General features: G+C 72.6%; 21 protein-coding genes and 1 tRNA gene. 8 read left to right on the plus strand and 14 right to left on the minus strand.

The genetic code is table 11. The annotated features are described in order from the left end of the window. The 4 genes from AMK19_RS21625 to AMK19_RS21640 all read right to left on the minus strand — a co-directional run bounded on the left by AMK19_RS21625 (position 1) and on the right by AMK19_RS21640 (position 5197). Positions 1 to 1293, minus strand: a complete 1293-nt coding sequence (locus AMK19_RS21625) for a homoserine dehydrogenase (RefSeq protein WP_073814260.1) — start codon at positions 1291 to 1293, stop codon at positions 1 to 3. 132 nt (positions 1294 to 1425) lie between these two features. Further along, entirely contained in the window at positions 1426 to 2817 is a 1392-nt protein-coding gene (lysA, locus tag AMK19_RS21630) for a diaminopimelate decarboxylase (RefSeq protein WP_073814262.1), read from the minus strand. Between the two features lie 97 nt (positions 2818 to 2914). Beyond that, positions 2915 to 4573 carry an arginine--tRNA ligase gene (argS, locus tag AMK19_RS21635; protein WP_073814264.1) on the minus strand — a complete coding sequence of 553 codons (1659 nt, stop codon included), beginning with the start codon at positions 4571 to 4573 and terminating at the stop codon, positions 2915 to 2917. A 117-nt stretch (positions 4574 to 4690) separates the two neighbouring features. Beyond that, entirely contained in the window at positions 4691 to 5197 is a 507-nt protein-coding gene (locus AMK19_RS21640) for a response regulator (RefSeq protein ID WP_083647164.1), read from the minus strand. A 166-nt stretch (positions 5198 to 5363) separates the two neighbouring features. Between AMK19_RS21640 and AMK19_RS21645 the strand changes: the two genes are divergently transcribed. Beyond that, positions 5364 to 5435, plus strand: a tRNA-Arg gene (locus tag AMK19_RS21645). Positions 5436 to 5552: 117 nt separating this feature from the next. After that, positions 5553 to 5891: a hypothetical protein gene (locus AMK19_RS21650; RefSeq protein WP_073814266.1), complete on the plus strand. Its 339-nt coding sequence runs from the start codon at positions 5553 to 5555 to the stop codon at positions 5889 to 5891. 33 nt (positions 5892 to 5924) lie between these two features. On the opposite strand, the gene AMK19_RS21655 is transcribed toward AMK19_RS21650, so the two are convergent. From AMK19_RS21655 to AMK19_RS21675, 5 genes are all read right to left on the minus strand, one after another. Next, positions 5925 to 6677 carry a hypothetical protein gene (locus tag AMK19_RS21655; protein WP_073814268.1) on the minus strand — a complete coding sequence of 251 codons (753 nt, stop codon included), beginning with the start codon at positions 6675 to 6677 and terminating at the stop codon, positions 5925 to 5927. Positions 6678 to 6744: 67 nt separating this feature from the next. Further along, complete coding sequence (locus AMK19_RS21660) at positions 6745 to 7731, minus strand: trypsin-like serine peptidase (RefSeq protein WP_083647167.1); 987 nt, start codon at positions 7729 to 7731, stop codon at positions 6745 to 6747. A 219-nt stretch (positions 7732 to 7950) separates the two neighbouring features. Beyond that, complete coding sequence (locus AMK19_RS21665) at positions 7951 to 9459, minus strand: MFS transporter (RefSeq protein WP_073814270.1); 1509 nt, start codon at positions 9457 to 9459, stop codon at positions 7951 to 7953. Between the two features lie 173 nt (positions 9460 to 9632). After that, positions 9633 to 11345 (minus strand): DUF885 domain-containing protein, encoded by a 1713-nt coding sequence (locus AMK19_RS21670; protein ID WP_073814272.1) that lies wholly within the window; start codon positions 11343 to 11345, stop codon positions 9633 to 9635. 56 nt (positions 11346 to 11401) lie between these two features. After that, positions 11402 to 12052, minus strand: coding sequence for a rhomboid-like protein (locus AMK19_RS21675; protein WP_073814274.1), 651 nt, complete (start codon positions 12050 to 12052; stop codon positions 11402 to 11404). A 128-nt stretch (positions 12053 to 12180) separates the two neighbouring features. On the opposite strand from AMK19_RS21675, the gene AMK19_RS21680 reads away from it, so the two are divergent. Next, positions 12181 to 12915, plus strand: coding sequence for a TetR/AcrR family transcriptional regulator (locus AMK19_RS21680; protein WP_073814276.1), 735 nt, complete (start codon positions 12181 to 12183; stop codon positions 12913 to 12915). A gap of 10 nt (positions 12916 to 12925) precedes the next feature. Here AMK19_RS21680 and AMK19_RS21685 read toward each other — a convergent pair whose 3' ends face one another. Both AMK19_RS21685 and AMK19_RS21690 read right to left on the minus strand, forming a co-directional pair. Beyond that, on the minus strand, positions 12926 to 14032 hold the full coding sequence (locus AMK19_RS21685; RefSeq protein WP_073814278.1) for a DUF6745 domain-containing protein: 1107 nt from the start codon (positions 14030 to 14032) through the stop codon (positions 12926 to 12928). A gap of 29 nt (positions 14033 to 14061) precedes the next feature. Next, on the minus strand, positions 14062 to 14388 hold the full coding sequence (locus AMK19_RS21690; protein ID WP_073814280.1) for a hypothetical protein: 327 nt from the start codon (positions 14386 to 14388) through the stop codon (positions 14062 to 14064). Positions 14389 to 14553: 165 nt separating this feature from the next. Between AMK19_RS21690 and AMK19_RS21695 the strand changes: the two genes are divergently transcribed. The 5 genes from AMK19_RS21695 (at position 14554) to AMK19_RS21715 (ending at position 19828) form a co-directional block, all read left to right on the plus strand. Further along, on the plus strand, positions 14554 to 15504 hold the full coding sequence (locus AMK19_RS21695) for an STM4015 family protein (protein ID WP_073814282.1): 951 nt from the start codon (positions 14554 to 14556) through the stop codon (positions 15502 to 15504). A gap of 14 nt (positions 15505 to 15518) precedes the next feature. Beyond that, on the plus strand, positions 15519 to 16646 hold the full coding sequence (locus AMK19_RS21700; protein ID WP_073814284.1) for an STM4014 family protein: 1128 nt from the start codon (positions 15519 to 15521) through the stop codon (positions 16644 to 16646). Positions 16647 to 16758: 112 nt separating this feature from the next. After that, on the plus strand, positions 16759 to 17583 hold the full coding sequence (locus AMK19_RS21705) for an STM4013/SEN3800 family hydrolase (RefSeq protein WP_073814286.1): 825 nt from the start codon (positions 16759 to 16761) through the stop codon (positions 17581 to 17583). Continuing rightward, positions 17580 to 18935, plus strand: a complete 1356-nt coding sequence (locus AMK19_RS21710; protein ID WP_073814288.1) for an STM4012 family radical SAM protein — start codon at positions 17580 to 17582, stop codon at positions 18933 to 18935. The genes AMK19_RS21705 and AMK19_RS21710 overlap by 4 nt, the downstream gene beginning before the upstream one ends. After that, positions 18932 to 19828: an STM4011 family radical SAM protein gene (locus tag AMK19_RS21715; protein WP_073814290.1), complete on the plus strand. Its 897-nt coding sequence runs from the start codon at positions 18932 to 18934 to the stop codon at positions 19826 to 19828. Before AMK19_RS21710 ends, AMK19_RS21715 begins: the two co-directional genes overlap by 4 nt. On the opposite strand, the gene AMK19_RS21720 is transcribed toward AMK19_RS21715, so the two are convergent. Genes AMK19_RS21720 through AMK19_RS21730 form a run of 3 tightly spaced genes read right to left on the minus strand, consistent with a single transcriptional unit; the run spans position 19797 to position 22538 of the window. Further along, entirely contained in the window at positions 19797 to 20786 is a 990-nt protein-coding gene (locus AMK19_RS21720) for an ABC transporter substrate-binding protein (RefSeq protein WP_443135031.1), read from the minus strand. The genes AMK19_RS21715 and AMK19_RS21720 overlap by 32 nt on opposite strands. A gap of 46 nt (positions 20787 to 20832) precedes the next feature. After that, complete coding sequence (locus tag AMK19_RS21725; protein ID WP_073814292.1) at positions 20833 to 21603, minus strand: amino acid ABC transporter ATP-binding protein; 771 nt, start codon at positions 21601 to 21603, stop codon at positions 20833 to 20835. Beyond that, entirely contained in the window at positions 21600 to 22538 is a 939-nt protein-coding gene (locus AMK19_RS21730) for an amino acid ABC transporter permease (RefSeq protein WP_073814294.1), read from the minus strand. Before AMK19_RS21730 ends, AMK19_RS21725 begins: the two co-directional genes overlap by 4 nt. Positions 22539 to 22547 lie beyond the last annotated feature (9 nt).

Genomic DNA, 22547 nt, shown 5'->3' on the forward strand with positions numbered 1-22547 from the left:
TTACTCCCCTTCGACCCGCATGATGCTGGCCACGTCGCGCACGCTGTCCAGTGCGCGGAGCTTGTCGACCGTCGCCGACAGCGCGGCGTCGGTGGCGCGGTGGGTGACCACGACGAGCGCGGCGTCGCCGTCGCGGCCCTGCTGGCGGACGGTGTCGATGGACACGCCGTGCTCGGCGAAGACCGAGGCCACCTGGGCCAGCACACCGGCCCGGTCGTCCACGTCGAGGCTGACGTGGTAGCGGGTGACGACCTCGTCCATCGGCTTGGCGGGCAGCTGGGCGTAGACCGAGTCGCCGGGGCCGGTGGTGCCGTTGACCTTGTTGCGGCAGACCGCGACCAGGTCTCCGAGGACCGCGGAGGCGGTGGGCGAGCCGCCCGCGCCGGGGCCGTAGAACATCAGCCGGCCGGCCGCCTCGGCCTCGACGAAGACGGCGTTGTAGGCCTCGCGGACGGAGGCCAGCGGGTGGCTGAGCGGGATCATCGCCGGGTGCACCCGGGCGGTGACCGAGGTGCCGTCGGCGGAGCGCTCGCAGATCGCCAGCAGCTTGACGACGCAGCCCATCTGCTTGGCGGAGGCGATGTCGGCGGCGGTGACCTCGGTGATGCCCTCGCGGTAGACGTCCGCGGCGGTCACCTTGGTGTGGAAGGCGATCCCGGCCAGGATGGCGGCCTTCGCGGCGGCGTCGAAGCCCTCCACGTCGGCGGTCGGGTCGGCCTCGGCGTAGCCCAGCGCGGTGGCCTCCTCCAGCGCCTCGGAGTACCCGGCGCCGGTGGAGTCCATCTTGTCGAGGATGAAGTTGGTGGTGCCGTTGACGATGCCCAGCACCCGGTTCACCTTGTCGCCGGCCAGCGACTCGCGCAGCGGGCGCAGCAGCGGGATGGCGCCGGCCACGGCGGCCTCGTAGTAGAGGTCGGCGCCGGCCGCGGCGGCCGCGGCGTGCAGTTCGGCGCCGTCCTTGGCGAGCAGCGCCTTGTTGGCGGAGACCACCGAGGCGCCGCCCCGGAAGGCTTTCAGGATCAGCGATTTGGACGGCTCGATGCCGCCGACGACCTCGATCACCACGTCGATGTCGTCGCGGCCGACGAGGGCCTCGGCGTCGGTGGTGAGCAGGTGCTCGGGCACCCCGGGGCGGGGGCGGCCGGCACGCCGGACCGCGATGCCCGCGAGCTCCACCGGGGCGCCGATGCGCGCGGCGAGGTCGTCGGCCGTCGTCGTCATGATGCGCGCCACCTCGGAGCCCACCACACCACAGCCCAGCAACGCCACCTTCAGCGGGCGCGTACGCATCATCCGACTCCGCTCTGCATTCTTCGGTCCCCGCCGGGGCGATTCGGTGTCCCCGGGGGCTTTCCTGTCCGTACCAGTCTCCGGGACTTTCCGCACAGATCTACGGCCGGTCCACGTTATGAGACGAAAATTTCGTCAGCCGATATCGAGGCGCAGGAGATCCTGTTCCGTCTCGCGGCGGACGATCACCCGGGCGGCGCCGTCGGCGACGGCCAGCACGGGGGGCTTGAGGGCGTGGTTGTAGTTGCTCGCCATCGACCGGCAGTAGGCGCCGGTGGCGGGCACCGCGATCAGGTCGCCGGCGGCCAGGTCGGCCGGCAGGAAGGCGTCCCGGACCACGATGTCGCCGGACTCGCAGTGCTTGCCGACCACCCGGACCAGCATCGGCTCGGCCTCGCTGGTGCGGGAGACCAGCGCCACCGAGTACTCGGCGTCGTACAGCGCGGTGCGGATGTTGTCGGACATGCCGCCGTCCACGCTGACGTAGGTGCGCAGGCCCTCCAGCGGCTTGACGGTGCCGACCTCGTACAGCGTGAACGCGGTCGGGCCGACGATCGCCCGGCCGGGCTCCACCGAGATCCGAGGGGGCGTCAACTGCGCTGCGGTGCACTCGCGTCGGACGATCTCGCCGAGCGAGACGGCGATCTCGGCGGGCTCGCGCGGGTCGTCGTCGGGGGTGTAGGCGATGCCGAGTCCGCCGCCGAGGTCGATCTCCGGCAGCTCGACGCCGTGCTCGTCGCGGACCTCGGCGAGCAGGCCGACCACCCGGCGGGCGGCCACCTCGAAACCGGCGAAGTCGAAGATCTGCGAGCCGATGTGCGAGTGGATGCCGCGCAGCTCCAGGGAGGGCTTGGCCAGCACCCGGCGGACCGCCTCGGCGGCCAGGCCGCCGGAGAGCGACAGGCCGAACTTCTGGTCCTCGTGCGCGGTGGCGATGAACTCGTGGGTGTGCGCCTCGACGCCGACCGTGATCCGGATCAGCACCGGCTGCCGGACGCCCTGCGCGTCGGCGATCTCCGCCAGCCGGTCGATCTCCTGGAACGAGTCGACCACGATGTGCCCGACGCCGGCCTTCACGGCCTGCTCCAGCTCGTGCACCGACTTGTTGTTGCCGTGCAGCGCGATCCGCTCCCCCGGCATCCCGGCCGCCAGCGCCACCTGCAGCTCGCCGGAGGAGCACACGTCGACGTTGAGGCCCTCCTCGTGCAGCCAGCGGACGACGGCCTTGGACAGGAACGCCTTGCCGGCGTAGTACACGTCCGCGTGGTCGCCGAAGGCGTCCCGCCAGGCGCGGGCGCGGGCCCGGAAGTCGGCCTCGTCCAGCACGTACGCGGGGGTGCCGAACTCGGCGGCGAGGGTGCGGACGTCGATGCCGCCGACGGTGGCCACGCCCTCCGCGTTGCGGGTGACGGTGCGCGACCAGACCTTCGGGTCGAGGGCGTTCAGGTCGGCGGGCGGAGCCTGGTAGTGACCCTCGGGCAGGACGTCGCCGTGCCGGGGGCCTGCGGGGTGTGCGGAGCGAGACATGTGCGGAACTTCCTCGGCCTATGGCAAGGGGCGGCGACCGGTCTCCGTCGACCGGTCCGCCGCCCCCGCTCTTGCTGCGCTTGGGGGTTGTGGTGCTTTACATCCGCTCGGGGGCGGATACGCCGAGCAGAGCGAGGCCGTTGGCGAGCGTCGTTCGCGTGGCGTCGGCGAGCCAGAGGCGGGCGTGCGTGAGGTCGGTGACCTCGTCGTCGCCCTTCTTCGGCAGGATGTGGCAGTTGTCGTAGAACCGGTGGAAGGCCCGGGACAGCTCCTCCAGGTACACGGCCACGTGGTGCGGCGCGCGCAGTTCGCCGGCCTTGGCCAGCACCCGCGGGAACTCGCCGAGCTGGCCGATCAGGTCGTTCTCCCACTCGGAGTTCAGCAGCTCCGGTTTGTAGTCCGCGCTGCGCGTGATGCCCTTCTCCACGGCGTTGCGCGCCACGGAGCACATCCGGGCGTGCGCGTACTGCACGTAGAAGACCGGGTTGTCCCTGGTCTGGCTGGTGACCACGTCGATGTCGATGGTGATGGTGGAGTCGGTGGACTGCCGGACCAGCATGTAGCGGGCGGCGTCCACGCCGATCCAGTCGATCACGTCGTCGATCGTGATGATGTTGCCGGCGCGCTTGGAGAGGCGGACCTCCTTGCCGTCGCGCAGCATCTTCACGAACTGGCCGATCATCACCTCGATGTTGCGGTCCATGTCGTCGCCGGCGCAGGCCGCGATGGCCTTGAGGCGGTTGACGTAGCCGTGGTGGTCGGCGCCGAGCATGTAGACCGAGACCTCCGCGCCGCGGTCCCGCTTGCTCAGGTAGTAGGCGGCGTCGGCGGCGAAGTAGGTGGTCTCGCCGTCGGCCTTGACCAGGACGCGGTCCTTGTCGTCGCCGAAGTCGGTGGTGCGCAGCCAGATCGCGCCGTCCCGGTCGAAGACGTGGCCCTGCTCGCGCAGCCGCTCGATGGCCCGGCCGACGGCGCCGGACTCGTGCAGCGTCTGCTCGGAGAACCAGGTGTCGAAGTGCACGCCGAACTCGACCATCGACCGCTGGATCTCGGCGACCATCAGCTTCAGGCCCTCGGTGCGGAAGGCCGACAGCTGCTCGTCCTCCGGCAGCTCCAGGATGCCGGGCACGCCCTCGGTGACGGCCTTGGCGATGTCGACGATGTACTCGCCGACGTAGCCGTCCTCCGGCACCGGCTGCCCGTTGGCGGCGGCCTTCAGCGACTTGGCGAACTTGGTGATCTGCACGCCGGCGTCGTTGAGGTAGTACTCGGTGGACACCTCGGCGCCGGTCGCCTTGAGGACGCGGGCCAGCGAGTCGCCGACGGCGGCCCAGCGGACGCCGCCGATGTGGATCGGGCCGGTCGGGTTCGCCGAGACGAACTCCAGGTTGATCGTCAGGCCCTTGAGCGCCTCGTTGCGGCCGTACGCCTCGCCCGCCTCGACGATGGTGCGCGCCAGCTCGCCCTGGGTGGCGGCGTCCAGCGTGATGTTCAGGAAGCCCGGACCGGCGATGTCGACCTTGGCGACGCCGGTGATCTCTCGCAGGCGGGCGGAGAGGATCTCCGCGACGGCTCGCGGCGGCTTGCCGGCCGCCTTCGCGAGCTGGAGGGCCACGTTGGTGGCGTAGTCGCCGTGGTCCCTGTTCTTGGGCCGCTCGACCGTCACGTGCGCGGGCACGTCGACGGTCAGCTCGCCGGCCTGGATGGCGGCGCTGACGGCGGCCTGGACTGCCTGGGAGAGTTCTGCGGGTGTCACGGCCCCCAGCCTAGGCGAGAGGGGGTGGTCGACCGCCACTCGGTTTGCCCAACGGGGCGCGCGTCGCGGCGCCGGGTGTGCTTCGTCTCGTCGGAGAGCGCCGAAGACCGGCACATCTCATGGGCGTGACTCGTCCGGCGGAACAAGTTCCTGCACGTGTTCGCCGAGGGCGAAACTCCGTTCGGTGCGATCGAGGCCGGCGCCGCCGAAGTCGTACGCGAAACGCCGGGCGCCCGGCGCGACCGGCCGGTCCATCGCCCGCAGCCGGTGCACCAGTTCGATCAGGTCCGCCGGATCGAACGGCTTCGCCAGGTAGCCGTCCACGCCCACCGACTCGCCGCGTTCCAGGTCGGCGGGGGTGCAGGCGCTCACTATCGCTATCGGCAGGTGCGCGGTCTCCCACGCGGCGCGCAGCCGGGCCGCCGTGCGCAGGCCGTCCAGCCGGGGCATCATCACGTCCAGGGTCACCACGTCCGGCGCGACGCCCCGGACCACCTCCAGGCACTCGGCACCGTCGGCGGCGGTCACCACCTCGAAGCCCTCCAGCTCCAGGTTGACCTTGATCAGCCGGCGGATCACCTCGCTGTCGTCCACCACGAGGACCCGCCCCGACGTCGCCGCCACCTCACCGAGGGTAGCCGCGCCCCACCCTGCCCGTCCGGGCTTTCCGCTACTTCCCGGTTGCCCCTGACGGCCCGTCCGGCCCGGCCCCCCGGAAACCCGTGCACGGAGCACGGAGTTTCCCTGGTAGTGTTTTCCCCGCAAGGCCGGGTGATCACAGGTCGCTCAGGCCCCCGTAGCTCAGGGGATAGAGCACCGCCCTCCGGAGGCGGGTGCGTAGGTTCGAATCCTACCGGGGGCACTTCGCAGCAAGTGCGTGAACGAGGCTCAAGTCCAAGGGACTTGGGCCTTTTTCGTTGTCCTTCGCACTCCCCCGACCGGTACGCTCCCCCGACACCTGAACGAGGGGGGCACCACCATGACCAGAACCGTTCCGAACCTGCCTGACGAGCGGCTGTGCTGGCTGGCCGTCCGGGACCAGGTGAACCGGAAGGCCCGTCGGCGCGGCGTGCTCGGCTGGCTGACCGCGCTGTTCCGCCCCCGGGACAGCTGGGAGGGCAACGAACGGGCAGAGGATGCCGCGGACCTGCGGCGCGAGACAGCCTCGGGGAAGCTGCACAAGTACGCCTTCGCCGTGGACATCGTGGCCGAGACACTCACCGCCGCGGAACGCGCGCACCTGCGGGCCACCGGCGAGGTTCCGCCGCACTTCCTGGCCGAGGTCGAACGCCGGGTGGCCGAGCGCAAGAAGCGCTGAGGCGCAGCGCCGAGGCGTAGCACCGAGGCAGTGTCAACTCGGCTTCCGCTTGCGGTGATCGCCGCGCAGCACCAGGGCCGGGGTGGCCGGGTCGTAGGCGCCGCAGGCGGTGGTGGACCACGGGGACCACTGGCGGGGGACGGCGAAGTAGGGGACCAGGACGGGGCCCTTGCGGCCGGGAGCGGCCTTGGCGGGGAGCAGCGCGGGCAGCACGTCGGGGGTCTGGCCGGCCAGGATCGCGGCGCGGCAGGAGCGGCAGGCGGGGCGCCGCTCCGCGGCGGCCTCCCGGGCGCCGGTGCGGGCCCGTTGGCGGGTCTTGCGGTTCTTGGGCGCTTCGTCGGCGGTCTCGGCGGGGCCGTGCAGCGGGTTGTAGTAGCAGCGGACGGCGAGCGGGCCGGGCCGCTGTCCGGCGTGCAGCAGGTGGGCGGCGGCGAGGCGTTCGACGGCCTGTTCGGCGAGGACGACGGCGGCGGCGAGGTCGGGCAGGTCGGTGTCCCGGTGGTCGGCACCGTCGAGCAGTCGGCCTGCGGCCTCGTACGCCTCCAGTGCCCACTGGTAGGCCCGGCGGGCGGCGGACTCCTCGGTGGGGAGCCGGAGTTCGGCGGCCTGGAAGACCGTGCCGGCGGCGGTGACGCGTTCGGTGGCGAGCTCGCGCAGCCGGTCGCGGAGGGCTTCCCACTCGCCCAGCACCAGGGCGTTGTGCTCGCGGATCTCCCGGCGGCTCGGGTGGTGTTCGGCTGTCGGGGCGGGCCCCGCGGACTTCAGGAACCACCAGCGGCGGAACACCGCGCCTCCCCCTCGTCTGCGTCGTCGCCCCATTGTGGGCGACGGCGGAGGGGGATTCCAGGGCCGGTCAGCTCGCCCGGGCGACCAGGTCGGCGACGGTGTGGTCGAAGTAGGCGCTGTAGGAGGTGTCCTCGGTGTCGCCGCCCTGCTGGTAGCCGCCGATGACGCCGACCACCTGGCCGGTGGCGGCGTCGATGAACGGGCCGCCGCTGGTGCCGCTGGGGAAGGACGGGCAGTCGATGTGCCGCTGGTAGGTGTCCTGGCGGCTGGTGGCGTTGGTGCACACGACGGGCCGCTCGGCGCCGTCCGGGTAGCCGTACAGCCGGGTCTGGACGCTCCAGGCGGCGTTGATGCCGAGCTGGTTGCCGCCGACCACGTCCTCGATCCGCGTGCCGTTGTTGGGGGCGAGGGCGAGCACGGCGAAGTCCTCGTCGGGGTCGTCGTCGTTCTGCCAGCCGTCGGCGGTGTACGCCTTGGTGACCTGCCAACTGCCGAACGGGGCCTGGCCGTCGTGGTAGCCGGGGACGAAGGTGACGCCGTTGACGCCGGACAGGCAGTGCGCGGCGGTGAGGATCAGGTTGCGCCCGGGGCTGTCGATGACGCTGGCGGTGCAGAAGTGGTTGCCCGGCGTGGCGTCGCCGGTGAACAGCGCGCCGACCCGGATCGACTCGGTGCTGGTCGGGGCGTTGCCGGTGACGCCGAGCCTGACGTCCGGCGGGGCGACGGGCGGGATCTGCCGGGTGAGTCCGCCGGCGGGGTCGGCCGTGCCGTCGGCGCTCAGCTGCCCGCCGGCCTCGCCCGCGGAGGCCTCCGCACTCGGGCTCGGGCTCGCGCTCGTGTTCGCGAAGGCGCCGGAGCTCCCGAGCGGGGCGGGGGCCGGGAGCGGGCCGGCCGCCGCGACGCTGTCGGAGCTGGACTGCTGGCGCGGGTCGCGCAGGTGGACGGAGACCAGCCCGGCTGCGGCTATCGCGCCGACCACGCCCACGGTGAGCAGCGAGGTGAGGGCGACCGGCCGCAGCGAGCGGCGCTTGCGCTGCTTGGAGTGCCGTCCCATGGTGCCCCGTTTCCTCCCGACCGGAGGCCGCCCCGCCGTCCGCGCCGTTGTCGTCGGCGGGCGGGGGCGACCCTAGCTGTCTCGAATATGCGTCGCCGAGCTGGAAATGCCGTGATTCCTGGCTGGGAGACTCGTGAGATTTCCGGTGGCGGACAGCAGGGTCTCATGACCGGGACCGACCGTGCGGACGGCGGCACCGGGCGAACGGGTCGGGGTCGCCTATGCCTCTGCCTGGGCGACGGTTCCGGTGCCCGCCTGGGCGGCACGGCCCTCGGCCTCGCCGGGGGCGGGGCGGTGGTTGATCATCAGGAAGGCGACCACGGCGGCGAGCAGCAGGATGCCCATCGCGACGGCGGTGGCGACCGCGTAGCCGTGCACCGCGCCCTGGGCCTGGACCAGGGGGTCGGTCGGGTTGCGGGTGGCGAGGTAGGTGGCGGTGACACTGGCGGCGATGGTGTTGAGCAGCGCGGTGCCGATCGAACCGCCGACCTGCTGGGCGCTGTTGATGATGGCGGAGGCGGCGCCGGTCTCCTGCGGGGCGACGCCCAGGGTGGCCAGGCTGATGGCGGGCATGAAGACCAGGCCGAGGCCGATGCCGAGCAGGATCTCGGCGGGGAGCACCAGGCCGGCGTACGAGCTGTCCACCCGCAGTTGGGTGAGCCAGGCCATGCCGCCCGCGCCGATCAGCAGGCCGGGGACCATCAGGGCGCGGGTGGGGATGCGGGTCATCAGGCGGGAGCCGATGCCGGCGGAGCTGATGATGATCGCGGCGGTCATCGGAAGGAAGGAGACGCCGGCCCGGATCGGCGAGTAGCCCTTCACCACCTGCATGTAGTACGTCAGGAACAGGAACAGGCCGTACATGGCGATGACGGCCAGGCCGACCGAGAGTGCGCTGCCGGCCCGGTTGCGGTTGCGGATCAGGTGCATCGGCAGCAGTGCGTGCGGGGTGCGCCGCTCGACCAGGGCGAACACCGCGAGCAGCACGACGCCGACGCAGAGCGAGGTGAGCACCAGCCAGTCGCCCCAACCGCGGTCGACGGCCTCGGAGGTGCCGTAGACGATCAGCAGCAGGCCGCCGCAGCCGAGCACCGCGCCGGGCAGGTCGAGCCGGACCCGGTGCGAGCGGTCGATGTGGTCGCGGCGCAGCAGGTAGGAGGCGGCGATCGCGGTGACAACGGCGATCGGGCCGTTGACGTACAGGCACCAGCGCCAGCTGAGGTACTCGGTGAGCAGTCCGCCGGTGATCAGTCCGATCGCCGCGCCGCCGCCGGCCAGGGCGCCGAACACGCCGAACGCGGTGGCCCGTTCGCGCGGGTCGCGGAAGGTGTTCGACAGCAGGGACAGCGCGGACGGGGCGAGCAGCGCGCCGAAGGCGCCCTGCAGGGCGCGGGCGGCGAACAGCATGCCGCCGGTGGTGGCGAAGCCGCCGAGGCAGGACGCCAGTGCGAAGCCGAGCAGGCCGACGATGAAGGTGCGTTTGCGTCCGAAGAGGTCGCCGATCCGGCCGCCGAGCAGCAGCAGGCCGCCGAAGGCCAGCGTGTAGGCGGTGATCACCCACTGCCGGTTGGCGTTGGAGATGCCCAGGTCGTGCTGGGCGGACGGGAGGGCGATGTTCACGATCGTCGCGTCCAGGACGATCATCAGCTGGGCGATGGCGATGACCGCCAGGGCCCACCAGCGGCGCGGGTCGGCCTGCTGGGTGTCGGGGGCGTGCGGGGAGGTCACCGGAGGACCGCCTTCCGCCGAATCGGGAATGGGCCGGGTGCGCGCGTTCACGGCGCTCTCTCCAGCCAAGCGCCCGATCCGGTCCCGAGCAAGGCAGTATGTGCAGTTTTGTCAGCATTTGGGACGGCGGACCCGGGTGCCCGGCCGCTCGGCCACCCGGGACACTCCTGCGGTTACAGCGAGCTCAGCTCCGTCACCAGGTCGTCCAGGCCCAGCGAGCCCTGCGACAGTGCCGCCATGTGCCACGCCTTCAGGTCGAACTCCTCGCCGCGCGCCTCGGCGGCCGCCCGGGCCGCGGCCCGGCCGCTCAGCCAGGCGCGTTCGCCGAGCTTGTAGCCGATCGCCTGGCCGGGCAGGCCGAGGTAGCGGACCAGTTCGCTGTCCAGGAAGTCGGCGGACAGGCCGCAGTACGCGCCGAAGAACTCGCGGGCGCGCTCCGGCAGCATCGGCTCGCCGGCGGCGAACGGGGAGTCGGCGGGGAACTCCAGCTCCGCGTGCATGCCGATGTCGACGATGACCCGCAGCGCGCGCATCATCTGCGCGTTCAGGTAGCCGAGGCGGTGGCCCGGGTCGGTGAGGTGGCCGAGCTCGTCCATCAGGCGCTCCGCGTACAGCGCCCAGCCCTCCATGTTGGCGCTGACGCCGCCCAGGGTGACCTGGTAGGTGGAGAGCCGGTCCGCCACGTACGTCCACTGCGCGAGCTGGAGGTGGTGGCCGGGGACGCCCTCGTGGTACCAGGTGGAGACCAGGTCCCACTCCGGGAACGCCTCACGGCCCAGGGTGGGCAGCCAGGTCCGGCCGGGGCGGGAGAAGTCCAGCGACGGCTGGGTGTAGTAGGGGGCGGCGGCGCTGCCGGGCGGGGCGATCCGCGACTCGACCTTCAGCAGCGGGTCGGCCAGGTCGAAGTGCACGCCCTGCAGGTCGTTGATCGCCCGGTCCATCAGGTCCTGCAGGTACTCCTGCACCTCCTGCTCGCCGCGGATCGCCGGGCCTTCGGTCTCCAGCCACTTCATCGCCTGCATCGGGGTCGCCCCGGGCAGCACCTTCTCCGCCTCGACCCGCATCTGCGCGTCCAGCTCGTGGAACTGCTCCCACGCCCAGCGGTACGCCTCGTCCAGGTCCAGATCGGCGCCCGTCCAGTACCGCACCCAGCGGGTGTAGCGCTCGCGGCCCATCGCGTCGGGGGTGCCCTGGGCGGCGGGGCCGTACACGTCGCGCAGCCAGTCGCGCAGCTCGACGAGGGACCCGGTGGCCTCGACGGCGGTGGCGGTCAGCTGCTCCCGCAGGTCCTCGGGCGCGGGGCCGACCAGTTCGCCGAACCAGCCGCCGGGGCGCTCGGACTCGATCCACTCGTCGAACTGGCCGACCATGGTGTCGACCTGGCGCGGCGCGGAGAACAGGCCGCGGCGCAGGCCCTCCTCCAGGGTCTGCCGGTACTGGGCCATCGCCGCCGGGAAGCGGGCCAGCCGGCGGCCGAGCCGCAGCCAGTCCTGGTCGGTGTCGGTGGGCAGCAGGGTGAACATCTCGCGGGTGTTGTGGACCGGCGAGCCGAGGTTGCGGACCGACCGGAAGTCCTCGCCGGCCTCGTGCACGGCGATCTCGGCGGTCAGCCGCTCGCGCAGCAGCCGGGCGCAGCGGCGCTCCTCCTCCTCGTCGACCGGGCCGGACGCCTCCAGCGCGTCCAGCTCGGCGAGGGTGCGGCGGGCCAGGTCGGCGAGGGCGCCGGTGCCGGCCGGGGAGAGGTCGGTCAGCCGGTCGTCCTCCGGGTTGAGGCCGAGGTAGACCGCGGTCAGCGGGTCGATCTCGGCGAGGGCGTGGACATGGGCGTCGGCGATGCGGCGCGGGGTGGAGCCGCCTGCGTGACGATCGTTCAGTTCATGAGCCATCCGGCCATCCTGTCGCAGCGCCGGACGAATTCAAGCCCTCTTTGGAAGTGGTCGCGTCAACTGCGTGCCATGCGCAGCCGGCGCAGCGTCCGGGACGGGTCCCAGACCGGCCGGCCCCGGGTGATCGGACGGAACGCCAGTCCGATCAGCACCGCGCAGAAGTGCCCCAGATCGGTGAAGGTCCGCGAGGTCAGCAGCGGCACCAGGTAGAACGCCACCAGCCCGCACCCGTACACCCACCGCCAGACGCCCGCCAGGCTCCACGTCAGCACGCCCTGCACCCCGGCCAGCGCGTACGACACCCCGACGTCCACGGTGCGCGCCATCCGCATCGGCAGCACCTCGTGGTGCACGCCCCACGCCACCACGCCCTGGCTGAGGTACGTCGCCAGCACGTGCGCCGTCAGCGCGACCGTCAGCCACCGGCCGGTGCCCAGCCAGCGCTCGGCGGGGACGTGGAAGACGTGGAACATCACGAAGTAGAACAGGAAGTTCGCCTGCTCGGTCCAGATCAGGCTGGCCAGCAGCACGCGCAGCGGGTGGGCGTTCAGCTGGTCGATGTTGGTGGAGCGCTGCTGCAGGAAGAAGTGCAGGGCCGCCGGGTCCTTCCGGGCCACCACGAAACTGGTGACGGCGAGCAGCAGCAGCCACACGTACGTCCCCGGGGACTTCCCGATCCACCGCCAGACCGCCCGCACCCACCGCACCGGCCGCTCCTCGTCACGATCCGCAGACGCCTGGTCACAGTCTGCGGTCGGTGACGCCGCCCGGCCGGTAGGAACCCGCCGGTCCCGACCGTGCCGGGCCGGCCCGCCCGACTATTACCCTGGCACCCATGGCAGCGACCCCCTCCCCCGCCGAGGCGGAGCGCCCCCGGCGCACCACCTACCGCCGACTGCCCGTCCAGCAGCGGCGCGAGCAGCTCATCGCCGTCGCTCTCGAACTGTTCGCCGCCCGCCCGCCCGAGGACGTCTCGCTCGACGACGTCGCCGAGGCCGCCGGGGCGTCCCGCCCGCTCGTCTACCGCTACTTCGCCGGCGGCAAGCAGCAGTTGTACGAGGCCGCGCTGCGCAGTGCGGCCTCCGAACTCGTCCGGCGCTTCCGCACCGACGGCTTCACCGGCACCCCGACCGAGCAGCTCCGCGCCGTCCTGCACCGCTACTTCGCCTTCGTCGACGAGCACGCCGCCGGTTACGGCGCGCTGCTCCGCGGCGGCTCGGTGGTGGAGACCGCCCGCACCTCGGCCATCGTCGACGACGTCCGCCGCGCCGCGCTCCGACGCACCCTGCGCCACCTGGGCGTGGGCGAGGCCGGACCCCGGCTCACCCTGCTGGTCCGCTCCTGGATCTCGGTGGTCGAGGCCTCCGCGATCAGCCGGCTGGACGAGGGCCGCCAGATCCCTGTCGACTCGCTCTGCGGGTGGCTGGTGGACCAGTTCGTGGTGATGGCCGCCGCGACCGCCGTCCGCGACGACCAGACGGCCGAAGTCCTGCGCCCGTGGCTGGAGTTGGAGACTCCGGAGAGCCCTGCGGGGGTGCTGTTGGCCCGCCTGCGGAGCATAGGGCTGTAGGCGGCGCCTCTCACGTCTCGCGCTGCGGCCGGTACGCCTCCTCCTCGACCCCGAACGTCCACGCCACGCCCGCCCTCGCCGTGCGGATGTGCGGCGGGACGCGCAGGTAGTAGGTGCGGTGGGTGCCGTCGGGTTCGGGGGTGGAGTTGACCACCTCGACCATCACGACCGGTTCGTCGTCCGGGAGTTGGATCCGCCACAGGATGCCGGTCTCGTCGCGGTGCAGCGGCTCCGCCCCGGATTCGGCGAGGTAGCGGTCGTAGCCGAAGTGCTCCAGCATGACGCGGCGCAGTTCGGCGTTCTCCTCGGTGCGGATGCGCTCGACGGTGAGGCCGGTGAGCTGCTCCAGGAAGTCCGCCGGGACGGGCATGCCGCGCCAGGCGTACAGCGCGAAGCCGTCGGCGTAGGCGAGGGCGGGGCCGTCGGCGCGGTCGAGTCGGCCGGCCTCGTCGCGGTGCAGGGCGACGGGGCGTTCGCTGAGCAGCACGGTGTTCTCGAACGGCCACCACCAGCCGGCCTGTCGGGCGACGCCGGCCAGCGCGGCGAGGGCGTCGTCGCCGGTGCCGGCGGTGTCGAAGGCGGCGAACCAGGCGGCGTCGTGCTGGCCGGCGACGGCGTCCAGGACGGCGAGCCGGACCGTGGCGCGGGTCTCGCCGACCACCCGGCGGAGCTCCTTGTTCTCCGGCCGGCGGGACTCCTCCCAGCCCTGCGGTGCGGGCTCGGGCGCGAAGTGGTCGAGCAGCGCGGCGCGGACGCGTTCGGCGGGCAGTGCGGTGGTGGCGGCGAGTTCGGCGCCGGTCGCGCCCCACAGTTCGGCCCAGCCGCCGGGGCCGTGTGCGGCGAGCGCGGCGGTGCGGGCCCGCTCCCAGGCGGCGGTGCGCACCTGCTCGCGCACGGATCGGCCGAACCCGTCCCGGTGGTCGAGCAGTTCGGTGACCGCGGCGAGCGGCGACGGGTACCAGCGGAACTCGGCGGGTTCGGCCAGCCCGGCGGCCCGGTAGGCGTCCCGGACGGCCTGTTCGGCGGTGGCCCGGTCGGCCGGTCCGGTGGCGGCGGCGACCGCGCGCCAGTGCGCCACCGAGGCGTCCGCCGGACGGCCGGTCAGCTGCGTGCTCATCAGTTCTGTCCTTGTCTCGTACGGGTGGGTCAGTCGGCGACGATCCGGACGGCGCCGGGCATGTACTCGCGCTGCCGGACCACCCGGAACCAGCCGGTGGGCAGCGCGATCGTCGCGTGCTCCTCGTGCACGACCCGGCCGCCCTCCGGCAGGTGCAGCCAGGCGCGGCCGAACGGGCCGCCCTCGCGCAGCAGTTCGCCGGGGCCGACCACCGCGTGCGCGTGGCCGGTGACTTCGCCGAGCGCCAGCACCAGCCGGCCGCGGCCGTCCCGGGGCTGGCGCGGCAGGTGGGCCACGGCGGCCGGGACCGCACTCTGTTCGGTCGGCACGATCAGTACGTCACCCTGGCGGTACACGCGAGTCCTCCCGCGGTCGGGTCCGGCCGGGCGCCGGACGTCCCGATCGGAAAACTAGGCGGCCCCACCGACAACACCACGCCCGAAAGATTCCCCGTGCGGGTGAACGTCGGGGGCGGCTGGTAGACAGGGTCAGGCCCCACGACGAGCAGCGAGGAGCGGCGCATGACCATCAACCAGCACATCGAGGAGTTCCACGGGCTCCCCGTCACCGACTTCCTGGAGGCGTCGAAGGAAGGAAAGCTGCCCGAGGCGCCGTCCACCGCGTGGAAGGTCTGGGTGGACTGGGACGACGAGACCGCCTTCGCCGAGCACTGGGCGACGTTCCTGGAGACCGTCGCGGTGGAGAAGGTCACCGCGCTGGTGATCGGCCGCTGGTTCTCCGAGGAGCCGGAGTCGCTGGCCGAGGCACTGCCGGTGCTCCTCGCGTCCGCCGGCCGCTTCCCCGCGCTGCGGGCGCTGTTCATCGGCGACATCACCTTCGAGGAGTGCGAGATCTCCTGGATCCAGATGTGCGACATCACGCCGGTCTTCGAGGCGTTCCCGCAGCTGGAGGAGCTGGTGGTGCGCGGCGCCGGCGAGGACTACGACGGCAACGACCGGCTCGCCCTGAAGCCGGTGCGGCACGAGAAGTTGAAGGCACTGCGCTTCGAGGCCGGCGGCCTGCCGGGCCCGGTGGTCCGCGCCGTCGGCGCCTGCGACTTCCCGGCGCTGGAGAAGCTCGAACTGTGGCTGGGCGTCGACAACTACGGCGGCAACTGGACGAACGAGGACCTCGCCCCGTTCCTGTCCGGCGCCAACCTGCCCGCGCTGAAGCACCTCGGCCTGCAGAACGCCGAGACCCAGGACCGGATCGCCGCCGAGGTCGCCCACGCCCCGGTGGTGCCCCGGCTCACCGGGCTGTCGCTGTCCATGGGCGCGCTCACCGACGAGGGCGCGGCGGCGCTGCTGGAGGGCCAGCCGCTCACCCACCTGGAGACCCTCGACCTGCACCACCACTACCTCACCGAGGGCATGCAGAAGCGCCTGCGGGACGCCCTGCCCGGCGTCGAGGTCGACCTGTCCGGTGCCGAGGACCCGAACGACAACTGGCGCTACGTCGCCGTCTCCGAGTAGGCAGGGCCGCCGCGTTGACGTCGCCACAGCTGGTCGTCCTGGGCTGTCCCGGGCACCGACGGGTCGCCCTGTTCGCCGCCGCGGCCCGCGCCGCGGGGCTGGCGGAGCCCGCCGTGCTGCCCTGGTCCTCGGTGCTGCGCGGACGGTACGAACTGCCGCCCGGCGCGGTCGTCCGGGTCGACTCGCCCGGCGAGGACCCGGAGGCCGACCGGCTGCTGCGCGGCGCCGCGCTGGGCGACGGCTACGCGGCCACCAGGGTCGAGGGCGGCCCGGCCTGGTACGCGGGCGTCACCGCCGCGCTGCGCGAGCTGGCCGCCCGGCCGGGGGTGCGGATGCTCGGCGATCCGGAGGAGATCGCGGTGATGTTCGACAAGCGCCGCGCGCATGCGGCGCTGGCCGCCGCAGGAGTCCCGGTGCCCGCCGCGCTTGCGGGCGAACTCCCGTCCTCCTTCGAGGAGTTGCGCGAACGGCTGGCCGCCGCCGGGATGCGCCGGGTGTTCCTCAAGCCGGTGCACGGCTCCTCCGCGTCCGGGGTGGTCGCCCTGGAGTTCGGCCCGCACGGCCGGATCCAGGCCACCACCTCGGTGGAGGTCGCCCCGGACGGGCTGCACAACTCGCTCACCGTCCGGCGCTACCGCGACGCGACCGAGGTCGCCGCCCTGATCGACCGCCTCGCCCCGGAGGGCCTGCACGTCGAACAGTGGGTCCCCAAGTCCGGCCGGCACGGCCGCACCGCGGACCTCCGGGTCCTGGTCGTCGACGGCCGGGCGACCCACGTGGTGGTCCGCACCAGCCGCCACCCCATGACCAACCTCCACCTCGGCGGCGCCCGCGGCGAGACGGCGGCCCTCCGGTCCGCCGTCGGCGACGCCTGGCCCGCCCTCCTCGCCACCGCCGAAGCCGCCGCCGCCCGCTTCCCGCAGACCCCCATGGTCGGCGTCGACCTCCTCCCCACCTCCCACTGGCGCCGCACCCTGGTCGGCGAGGTCAACGCCTTCGGCGACCTCCTCCCCAACCTCCCCGGCCTCCCGGACGGCCCGGCCCCGGGCCTCGACACCTACGCCGCCCAACTGGCCTCGCCGACCTACCGGCAGGCCCTCTTCGCCCGCGTGGCCGGATCCGCTCGCTCAAGAGCCAGTTGACGCCCCGACGGCACAGACCGTTGCGCCGCACCCGACACCCCGCCAAGGCCCGCCCTCTCAACAGCCGGGCGTCAACCCCAAGGAACCCTCGTTGCACCACGACATACCGAACATGAACGAGATCGTCGGCACCCACGACCTCCTCCTCGTCACCCTCGACACCCTCCGCTTCGACGTCGCCGAAGAACTTCTCGCCGCCGGCCGTCTCCCCCACCTCGCCCGCGTGATCCCGAACGGCGTCTGGGAGCGCCGCCACTCCCCCGGCAGCTTCACCTACGCCGCCCACCAGGCGATCCTGGCCGGCTTCCTGCCCACGCCGGCGTCCCCCGACGGCCCGCACCCGCGGCTCTTCGCCGCGCGTTTCGCCGGCTCCGAGTCGACCGAGTCCCGCACCTGGGTGTTCGACGCCCCCGATCTGCCGTCGGCTCTCGCCGGGGTCGGCTACCGCACGGTCTGCATCGGCGGTGTCGGCTTCTTCAACAAGCAGGGCCCGCTCGGTTCCGTCCTCCCCGGCCTGTTCCAGGAGAGCCACTGGGCACCGGAGTTGGGCGTCCCGTCCGCCACCTCGTTCGAGTCGCAGGTGGCGGTGGCGGAGCGGGTCGCCGCCGAGCAGCCCCCGGACCGGCCGCTCTTCCTCTTCGTCAACGTCTCCGCCCTGCACCAGCCGAACTGGTTCCACCTCCCGGGCGCGACCCGCGAGGACGGCGATTCGCGGGCCAGTCACGCCGCAGCACTGGAGTACGTGGACGCGCACCTGGGGCGGCTGTTCGCGGCGATGTCCGCGCGCCGCCCGTGCTTCGCGATCGTCTGTTCCGACCACGGCACGGCGTACGGCGAGGACGGCTACACCGGTCACCGGATCGGCCACGAGGTGGTCTGGACGGTGCCGTACGCACACTTCACCCTCCCGGCCGCTCCCCCGAGGCAGGACCGATGACGACACCGACCGCGTCCGAATCCCCGTACCAGTCCTACGTCTACGCCTACCCGCACAAGACGGCGTACCGTCCGCTCCCCGACCGCCCGCCGCTGGCCGAGCTGTGGCGGGGCGAGAAGCAGGACGCCCTCTCGCTCTACCTGCACATCCCGTTCTGCGAGGTGCGCTGCGGCTTCTGCAACCTGTTCACCCGGATCGGCAGCCCGGAGGGCCTGACCACGGCCTACCTGGACGCGCTGGAGCGGCAGGCCGGCCAGGTGCGCGAGGCGCTCGCCGCCGACGCCCGGTTCGCCCTCGCCGCGTTCGGCGGCGGCACGCCGACCTACCTGACGGCGTCCGAGCTTGAGCGGCTGTGCGACATCGCCGAGCACCGCATGGGCGCCGACCTCACCGCGATCCCGCTCTCCGTCGAGGCCTCCCCCGACACCGCCACCGCCGACCGCCTGCGGGTGCTGGCCGAGCGCGGCACCACGCGGCTCAGCCTGGGCGTGCAGTCCTTCCTGGACGAGGAGGCGAAGTCGGCGGTCCGGCCGCAGAAGCGGGCGGCGGTGGAGGCGGCCCTCGGCCGGGTCCGCGACGCCGGCTTCCCGGTGCTGAACATCGACCTGATCTACGGCATCGACGGCCAGACCGTGGTCAGCTGGATCAAGTCCCTGGACGCGGCGCTGAGTTGGCGGCCGGAGGAGCTCTACCTCTACCCGCTGTACGTCCGCCCCCTGACCGGCCTCGGCCGCCACACCGCGCCCACCGCCGCGCCCACCGCCACCGCCGACGGCACCCTGGACTGGGACGTCCAACGCCTGACGCTCTACCGCGCCGGCCGCGACCACCTGCTGGCGAACGGCTACCGGCAGGTGTCCATGCGGATGTTCCGCCGGGCCGACGGGGCGACCGCGAGCACCGGCGAGTACGCCTGCCAGACCGACGGCATGGTCGGCCTCGGCTGCGGGGCCCGCTCGTACACCTCGAAGCTGCACTACTCCTTCGACTACGCGGTCGACGCCCGCGAGGTGCGCCGGATCATCGACGACTACGTCGCCGCCCCGGACTTCTCGCGCGCCGAACTGGGCTGGGAGATGACGGACGAGGAGACCCGCCGCCGCCACCTGGTGCAGTCCCTCCTGCAGGGCGAGGGCGTCGACCTGACCGCCTACCGCGAGCGCTTCGGCAGCACCCCGGAGCAGGACTTCCCGGCCGAACTGGCCGAGTTCGCCGCCCACGGCTGGCTGGCCGGCGACGCGCAGAACAGCCTGCTGCTGAGCCCGGAGGGCCTGGCCTGGTCGGACGCGATCGGCCCGCGGCTGTTCTCCGCCGGGGTGCGCGCGCGGATGACGGAGTACTCGCCGAAATGAGCGCGCTGACGATCCTGTACCGGGGCCCGCTGTCGTCGTGCGACTACGACTGCCCGTACTGCCCGTTCGCGAAGCGGCGGGACTCCCCGGAGCTGCTGCGCACCGACCGGGCGGCGCTGGAGCGGTTCACCGCCTGGGCGGCGGCGTACGAACACGGGCCGCTCTCGGTGCTGTTCACGCCGTGGGGCGAGGGCCTGGTGCGGTCCTGGTACCGCCGGGCGATGGTGGAGCTGAGCCGGCTGCCGCACCTGGAGCGGGTGGCGATCCAGACCAACGCGAGCTGCCGCACCGGCTGGCTGGCCGAGGCGGACCTGTCGAAGCTGGCGCTCTGGGTGACGTACCACCCGGGCCAGGTGACGGAGCAGCGATTCCTCGCCAAGTGCGCCGAACTGACCGCGCTGGGCGTGCGGTTCAGCGTCGGCGTGGTCGGGCAGCCGGAGCACCTGGCGGCGGCCCGCCGGCTGCGGGCCGCCCTGCCGCCGTCCGTCTACCTGTGGGTGAACGCCGCCGACGGCCTCACGTACACCGACGCCGAGGCGGCCGAGTGGACCGCGCTGGACCCGCTGTTCGGCTACAGCCGCCACCCGCACCGCAGCGCGGGCCTGCCGTGCCGCACCGGGGAGAGCGTGGTCTCGGTGGACGGGGACGGCACGGTGCGCCGCTGCCACTTCGTCCGACCGCCGCTGGGCAACCTGTACGACGACTCATACCGGGCCCAACTGCGGCCCCGGGCCTGTCCGTTGGGCGAGTGCGACTGCCACATCGGCTACGTGCACCTGGAGCCGCTGCCGCTGTACGACGTGTTCGCGGGCGGGGTGCTGGAACGCATCCCGCACGGCTGGGCGGGGCCCGGGGCGCCCGTCAGTCGGTCTTCGGCAGGCCCGGCGGGTTGATCTCGGAGCTCTGCACGGCCTCGTTGTCCAGGCCCCAGCGCTTCAGCACCTCGCCGTAGCTCCCGTTCCTGATCAGCTCGTCGATGGCCGCGCCGAGCGCCTTCACCAGCCCGTTGTCCTTCTTCGTGGTGGCCGCGATCTTGCCGAGGACCTGGTCGCCGGCGCCCGAGTAGGTGCCGATGATCTCGGTCTCGCCGGTCTGCGCGGCGTGGAACGCGCCGGACGGGTTGGGGCCGAGCCAGGCCTCGATCCGGCCGGAGCCGAGGGCCAGGTAGTAGTCGGAGGAGGTCTGGAAGTACTTCACGTCCACCGGCCTGAGGCCGGCTTTCACGTTCTGCTCGTTCCAGGCGAGCAGCAGCTTCTCCTGGTTGGTGCCGGAGGCGACGCCGATGGTGTGTCCGGCGACGTCGGCCGGGCCCTTGACCTTCCAGCTGCCGCCCTTCTTGGCCTCGAAGCCGAGGATGTCGAGCCGGTAGGTGGCGAAGTCGTACTTCTCCTTGCGGGCCTCGGTGACGGTGATGTTGGTGATGCCGACGTCGAACTTGCCGCTGTCCAGGCCGACGAAGACGTTCTCCCAGGAGACCGGCGTGAGTTCGACCTTCAGGTCGAGGACGTTGCCGATCAGGTACGCCAGGTCGGGTTCGGCGCCGATGATGGTGCGGTCGTCGGTGGCGTGGAAGTCCAGCGGTGGGACGGTGCCGAGGTTGTCCACCACCTGGAGGGTGCCTCTTCGGCGGACCTCCGCGGGCACCAGCGCGGCGATCGCGTCGACCTTGGGCGTGGTGACCCGGTGCTGCTCGGGCGTCAGGTTGACCTTGACGCCGTTGGGCGCGGTGCCCGCGCCGGACCCGCCCAGGTCGGCGGCGGCGTTGCCGCCGGAGCCGCAGGCGGCGAGCAGAAAGGCGGCGGCGAGGGCCAGGGCGGCCGGACCGGCACTGCGACGAAGACCAGCGATCACGACGACAACTCCCTTACGGAAAAACAGACTTACGGACAACGAGGGCTCAGAGGACCTTGGCGAGGAAGGCGCGCGTGCGCTCGTGCTGCGGCGCGTCCAGCACCTGGGCGGGCGGGCCCTGTTCGACCACCACTCCGCCGTCCATGAACACCACGGTGTCGGCGACCTCGCGGGCGAAGCCGATCTCGTGGGTGACCACGATCATGGTGGTGCCGGTGCGGGCCAGGTCCTTGATGACGTCGAGGACTTCGCCGACGAGTTCGGGGTCGAGCGCCGAGGTCGGTTCGTCGAACAGCAGCACCTTGGGTTCCAGGGCGAGCGCCCGGGCGATGGCGACGCGCTGCTGCTGGCCGCCGGAGAGCCGGCGCGGGTAGGCGTCGGCCTTGTCGGCGAGGCCGACCCGGGCCAGCAGCTCGCGGGCCCGGGCGCGGGCCTGTTCGCGGGGGACGCCGAGCGCGCCGACGGGCGCCTCGACGAGGTTCTCCAGCACGGTGAGGTGCGGGAACAGGTTGAAGTTCTGGAACACGAAGCCGAGCCGGGTGCGCTGCTTGAGCACCTCGCGTTCGGGCAGTTCGCGCAGCCGGTCGCCGGCCTTCCGGTAGCCGATCAGTTCGCCGTCCACCCGGACGTGGCCGCGGTCGAGCTTCTCCAGGTGGTTGATGGCCCGCAGCAGGGTGGACTTCCCGGAGCCGGACGGTCCGAGCACCACCGTGACGGTGCCGGGCCGGACGTCGAGATCGATGCCGCGCAGCACCTCCAGCCGTCCGAACCGCTTGTGGACGCCGCGTACTTCCACCATCGCCGTGCCGCTGCTCATGCTCGTTTCTCCTGGATCTCGGTGACGGCGGCGCGCAGGCGCTGCCAGGGGGTGGGCGGCGGGGTGCGTTCGCTGCCGCGGGCGAAGTAGCGCTCGACGCGGTACTGGACGAGGGAGAGGGCGGTGGTGAGCAGCACGTACCAGGCGGTGGCGACCATCAGCAGCGGCACCACCCGGCCGGTGCGGCCGTAGATCACCTGCGCCTGGTAGAAGAGTTCGCCGATCGCCATCACGTAGACGATCGAGGTGCCCTTGAACAGCGAGATCACCTCGTTCGCGGCGTTCGGCAGGATGCCGCGCATGGCCTGCGGCAGCACGATCCGCCAGGCCTGCCGGAAGCGCGGGATGCCGAGCGCGGCGGCCGCTTCGAGCTGCCCGGCGTCCACCGCGAGGACGCCGCCGCGGATGATCTCGGCGGCGTACGCGGCCTGGTGCAGGGCGAGGCCGAGGACGGCGGCGCCGAGTGCGCCGAGCAGGTCCATGGTGCCGAAGGAGACGAAGCTGGGGCCGAACGGGATGCCGATGCCGATCCGCTTGTACAGGTAGGCGAGGTTGAACCAGAACACCAGCTGGACGATCAGCGGAATGGACCGGAACGCCCACACGTACGTCCAGGCGATGGTGCGCAGGATCGGGCTGCCGGACAGTCGCAGCGCGGCGACGACCGCGCCCAGGGCGAAGCCCAGCACCGTTCCCCAGGCGGTGAGTTGGAGGGTGACGCCGACGGCGCGCAGGATGCTGTCGGAGAACACGAAGGCGCGGAAGGTCGGCCAGTCCCAGCCGGGGTTGACGGCCAGGCCGTGCAGGAACTGGGCGACCAGCACCAGCGCGGCCAGGCCGGCCACCAGCCGCCAGGGCCGGCGGTGCGGGACGATCGGCAACTCGGCGGTGCCGTCGTCCTGTTGTCGCGGGGTGTCGAGAGTGGTGGCGGTCATCGCGGGGGC

It is taken from the genome of Kitasatospora sp. CB01950 (genome assembly GCF_001905465.1).
Lineage (GTDB): Bacteria > Actinomycetota > Actinomycetes > Streptomycetales > Streptomycetaceae > Kitasatospora.

Excerpts from the sequence above, each read along its gene's own strand:
- AMK19_RS21670 (WP_073814272.1), bottom strand. The coding sequence starts at position 11,345 with ATGGCTCATGAACTGAACGATCGTCACGCAGGCGGCTCCACCCCGCGC.
- lysA (WP_073814262.1), bottom strand. The coding sequence starts at position 2,817 with ATGTCTCGCTCCGCACACCCCGCAGGCCCCCGGCACGGCGACGTCCTG.
- AMK19_RS21660 (WP_083647167.1), bottom strand. The coding sequence starts at position 7,731 with ATGGGACGGCACTCCAAGCAGCGCAAGCGCCGCTCGCTGCGGCCGGTC.
- AMK19_RS21695 (WP_073814282.1), top strand. The coding sequence starts at position 14,554 with ATGACCATCAACCAGCACATCGAGGAGTTCCACGGGCTCCCCGTCACC.
- AMK19_RS21715 (WP_073814290.1), top strand. The coding sequence starts at position 18,932 with ATGAGCGCGCTGACGATCCTGTACCGGGGCCCGCTGTCGTCGTGCGAC.
- AMK19_RS21710 (WP_073814288.1), top strand. The coding sequence starts at position 17,580 with ATGACGACACCGACCGCGTCCGAATCCCCGTACCAGTCCTACGTCTAC.
- AMK19_RS21725 (WP_073814292.1), bottom strand. The coding sequence starts at position 21,603 with ATGAGCAGCGGCACGGCGATGGTGGAAGTACGCGGCGTCCACAAGCGG.
- AMK19_RS21705 (WP_073814286.1), top strand. The coding sequence starts at position 16,759 with ATGAACGAGATCGTCGGCACCCACGACCTCCTCCTCGTCACCCTCGAC.
- AMK19_RS21650 (WP_073814266.1), top strand. The coding sequence starts at position 5,553 with ATGACCAGAACCGTTCCGAACCTGCCTGACGAGCGGCTGTGCTGGCTG.
- AMK19_RS21730 (WP_073814294.1), bottom strand. The coding sequence starts at position 22,538 with ATGACCGCCACCACTCTCGACACCCCGCGACAACAGGACGACGGCACC.
- AMK19_RS21685 (WP_073814278.1), bottom strand. The coding sequence starts at position 14,032 with ATGAGCACGCAGCTGACCGGCCGTCCGGCGGACGCCTCGGTGGCGCAC.
- AMK19_RS21680 (WP_073814276.1), top strand. The coding sequence starts at position 12,181 with ATGGCAGCGACCCCCTCCCCCGCCGAGGCGGAGCGCCCCCGGCGCACC.
- AMK19_RS21625 (WP_073814260.1), bottom strand. The coding sequence starts at position 1,293 with ATGATGCGTACGCGCCCGCTGAAGGTGGCGTTGCTGGGCTGTGGTGTG.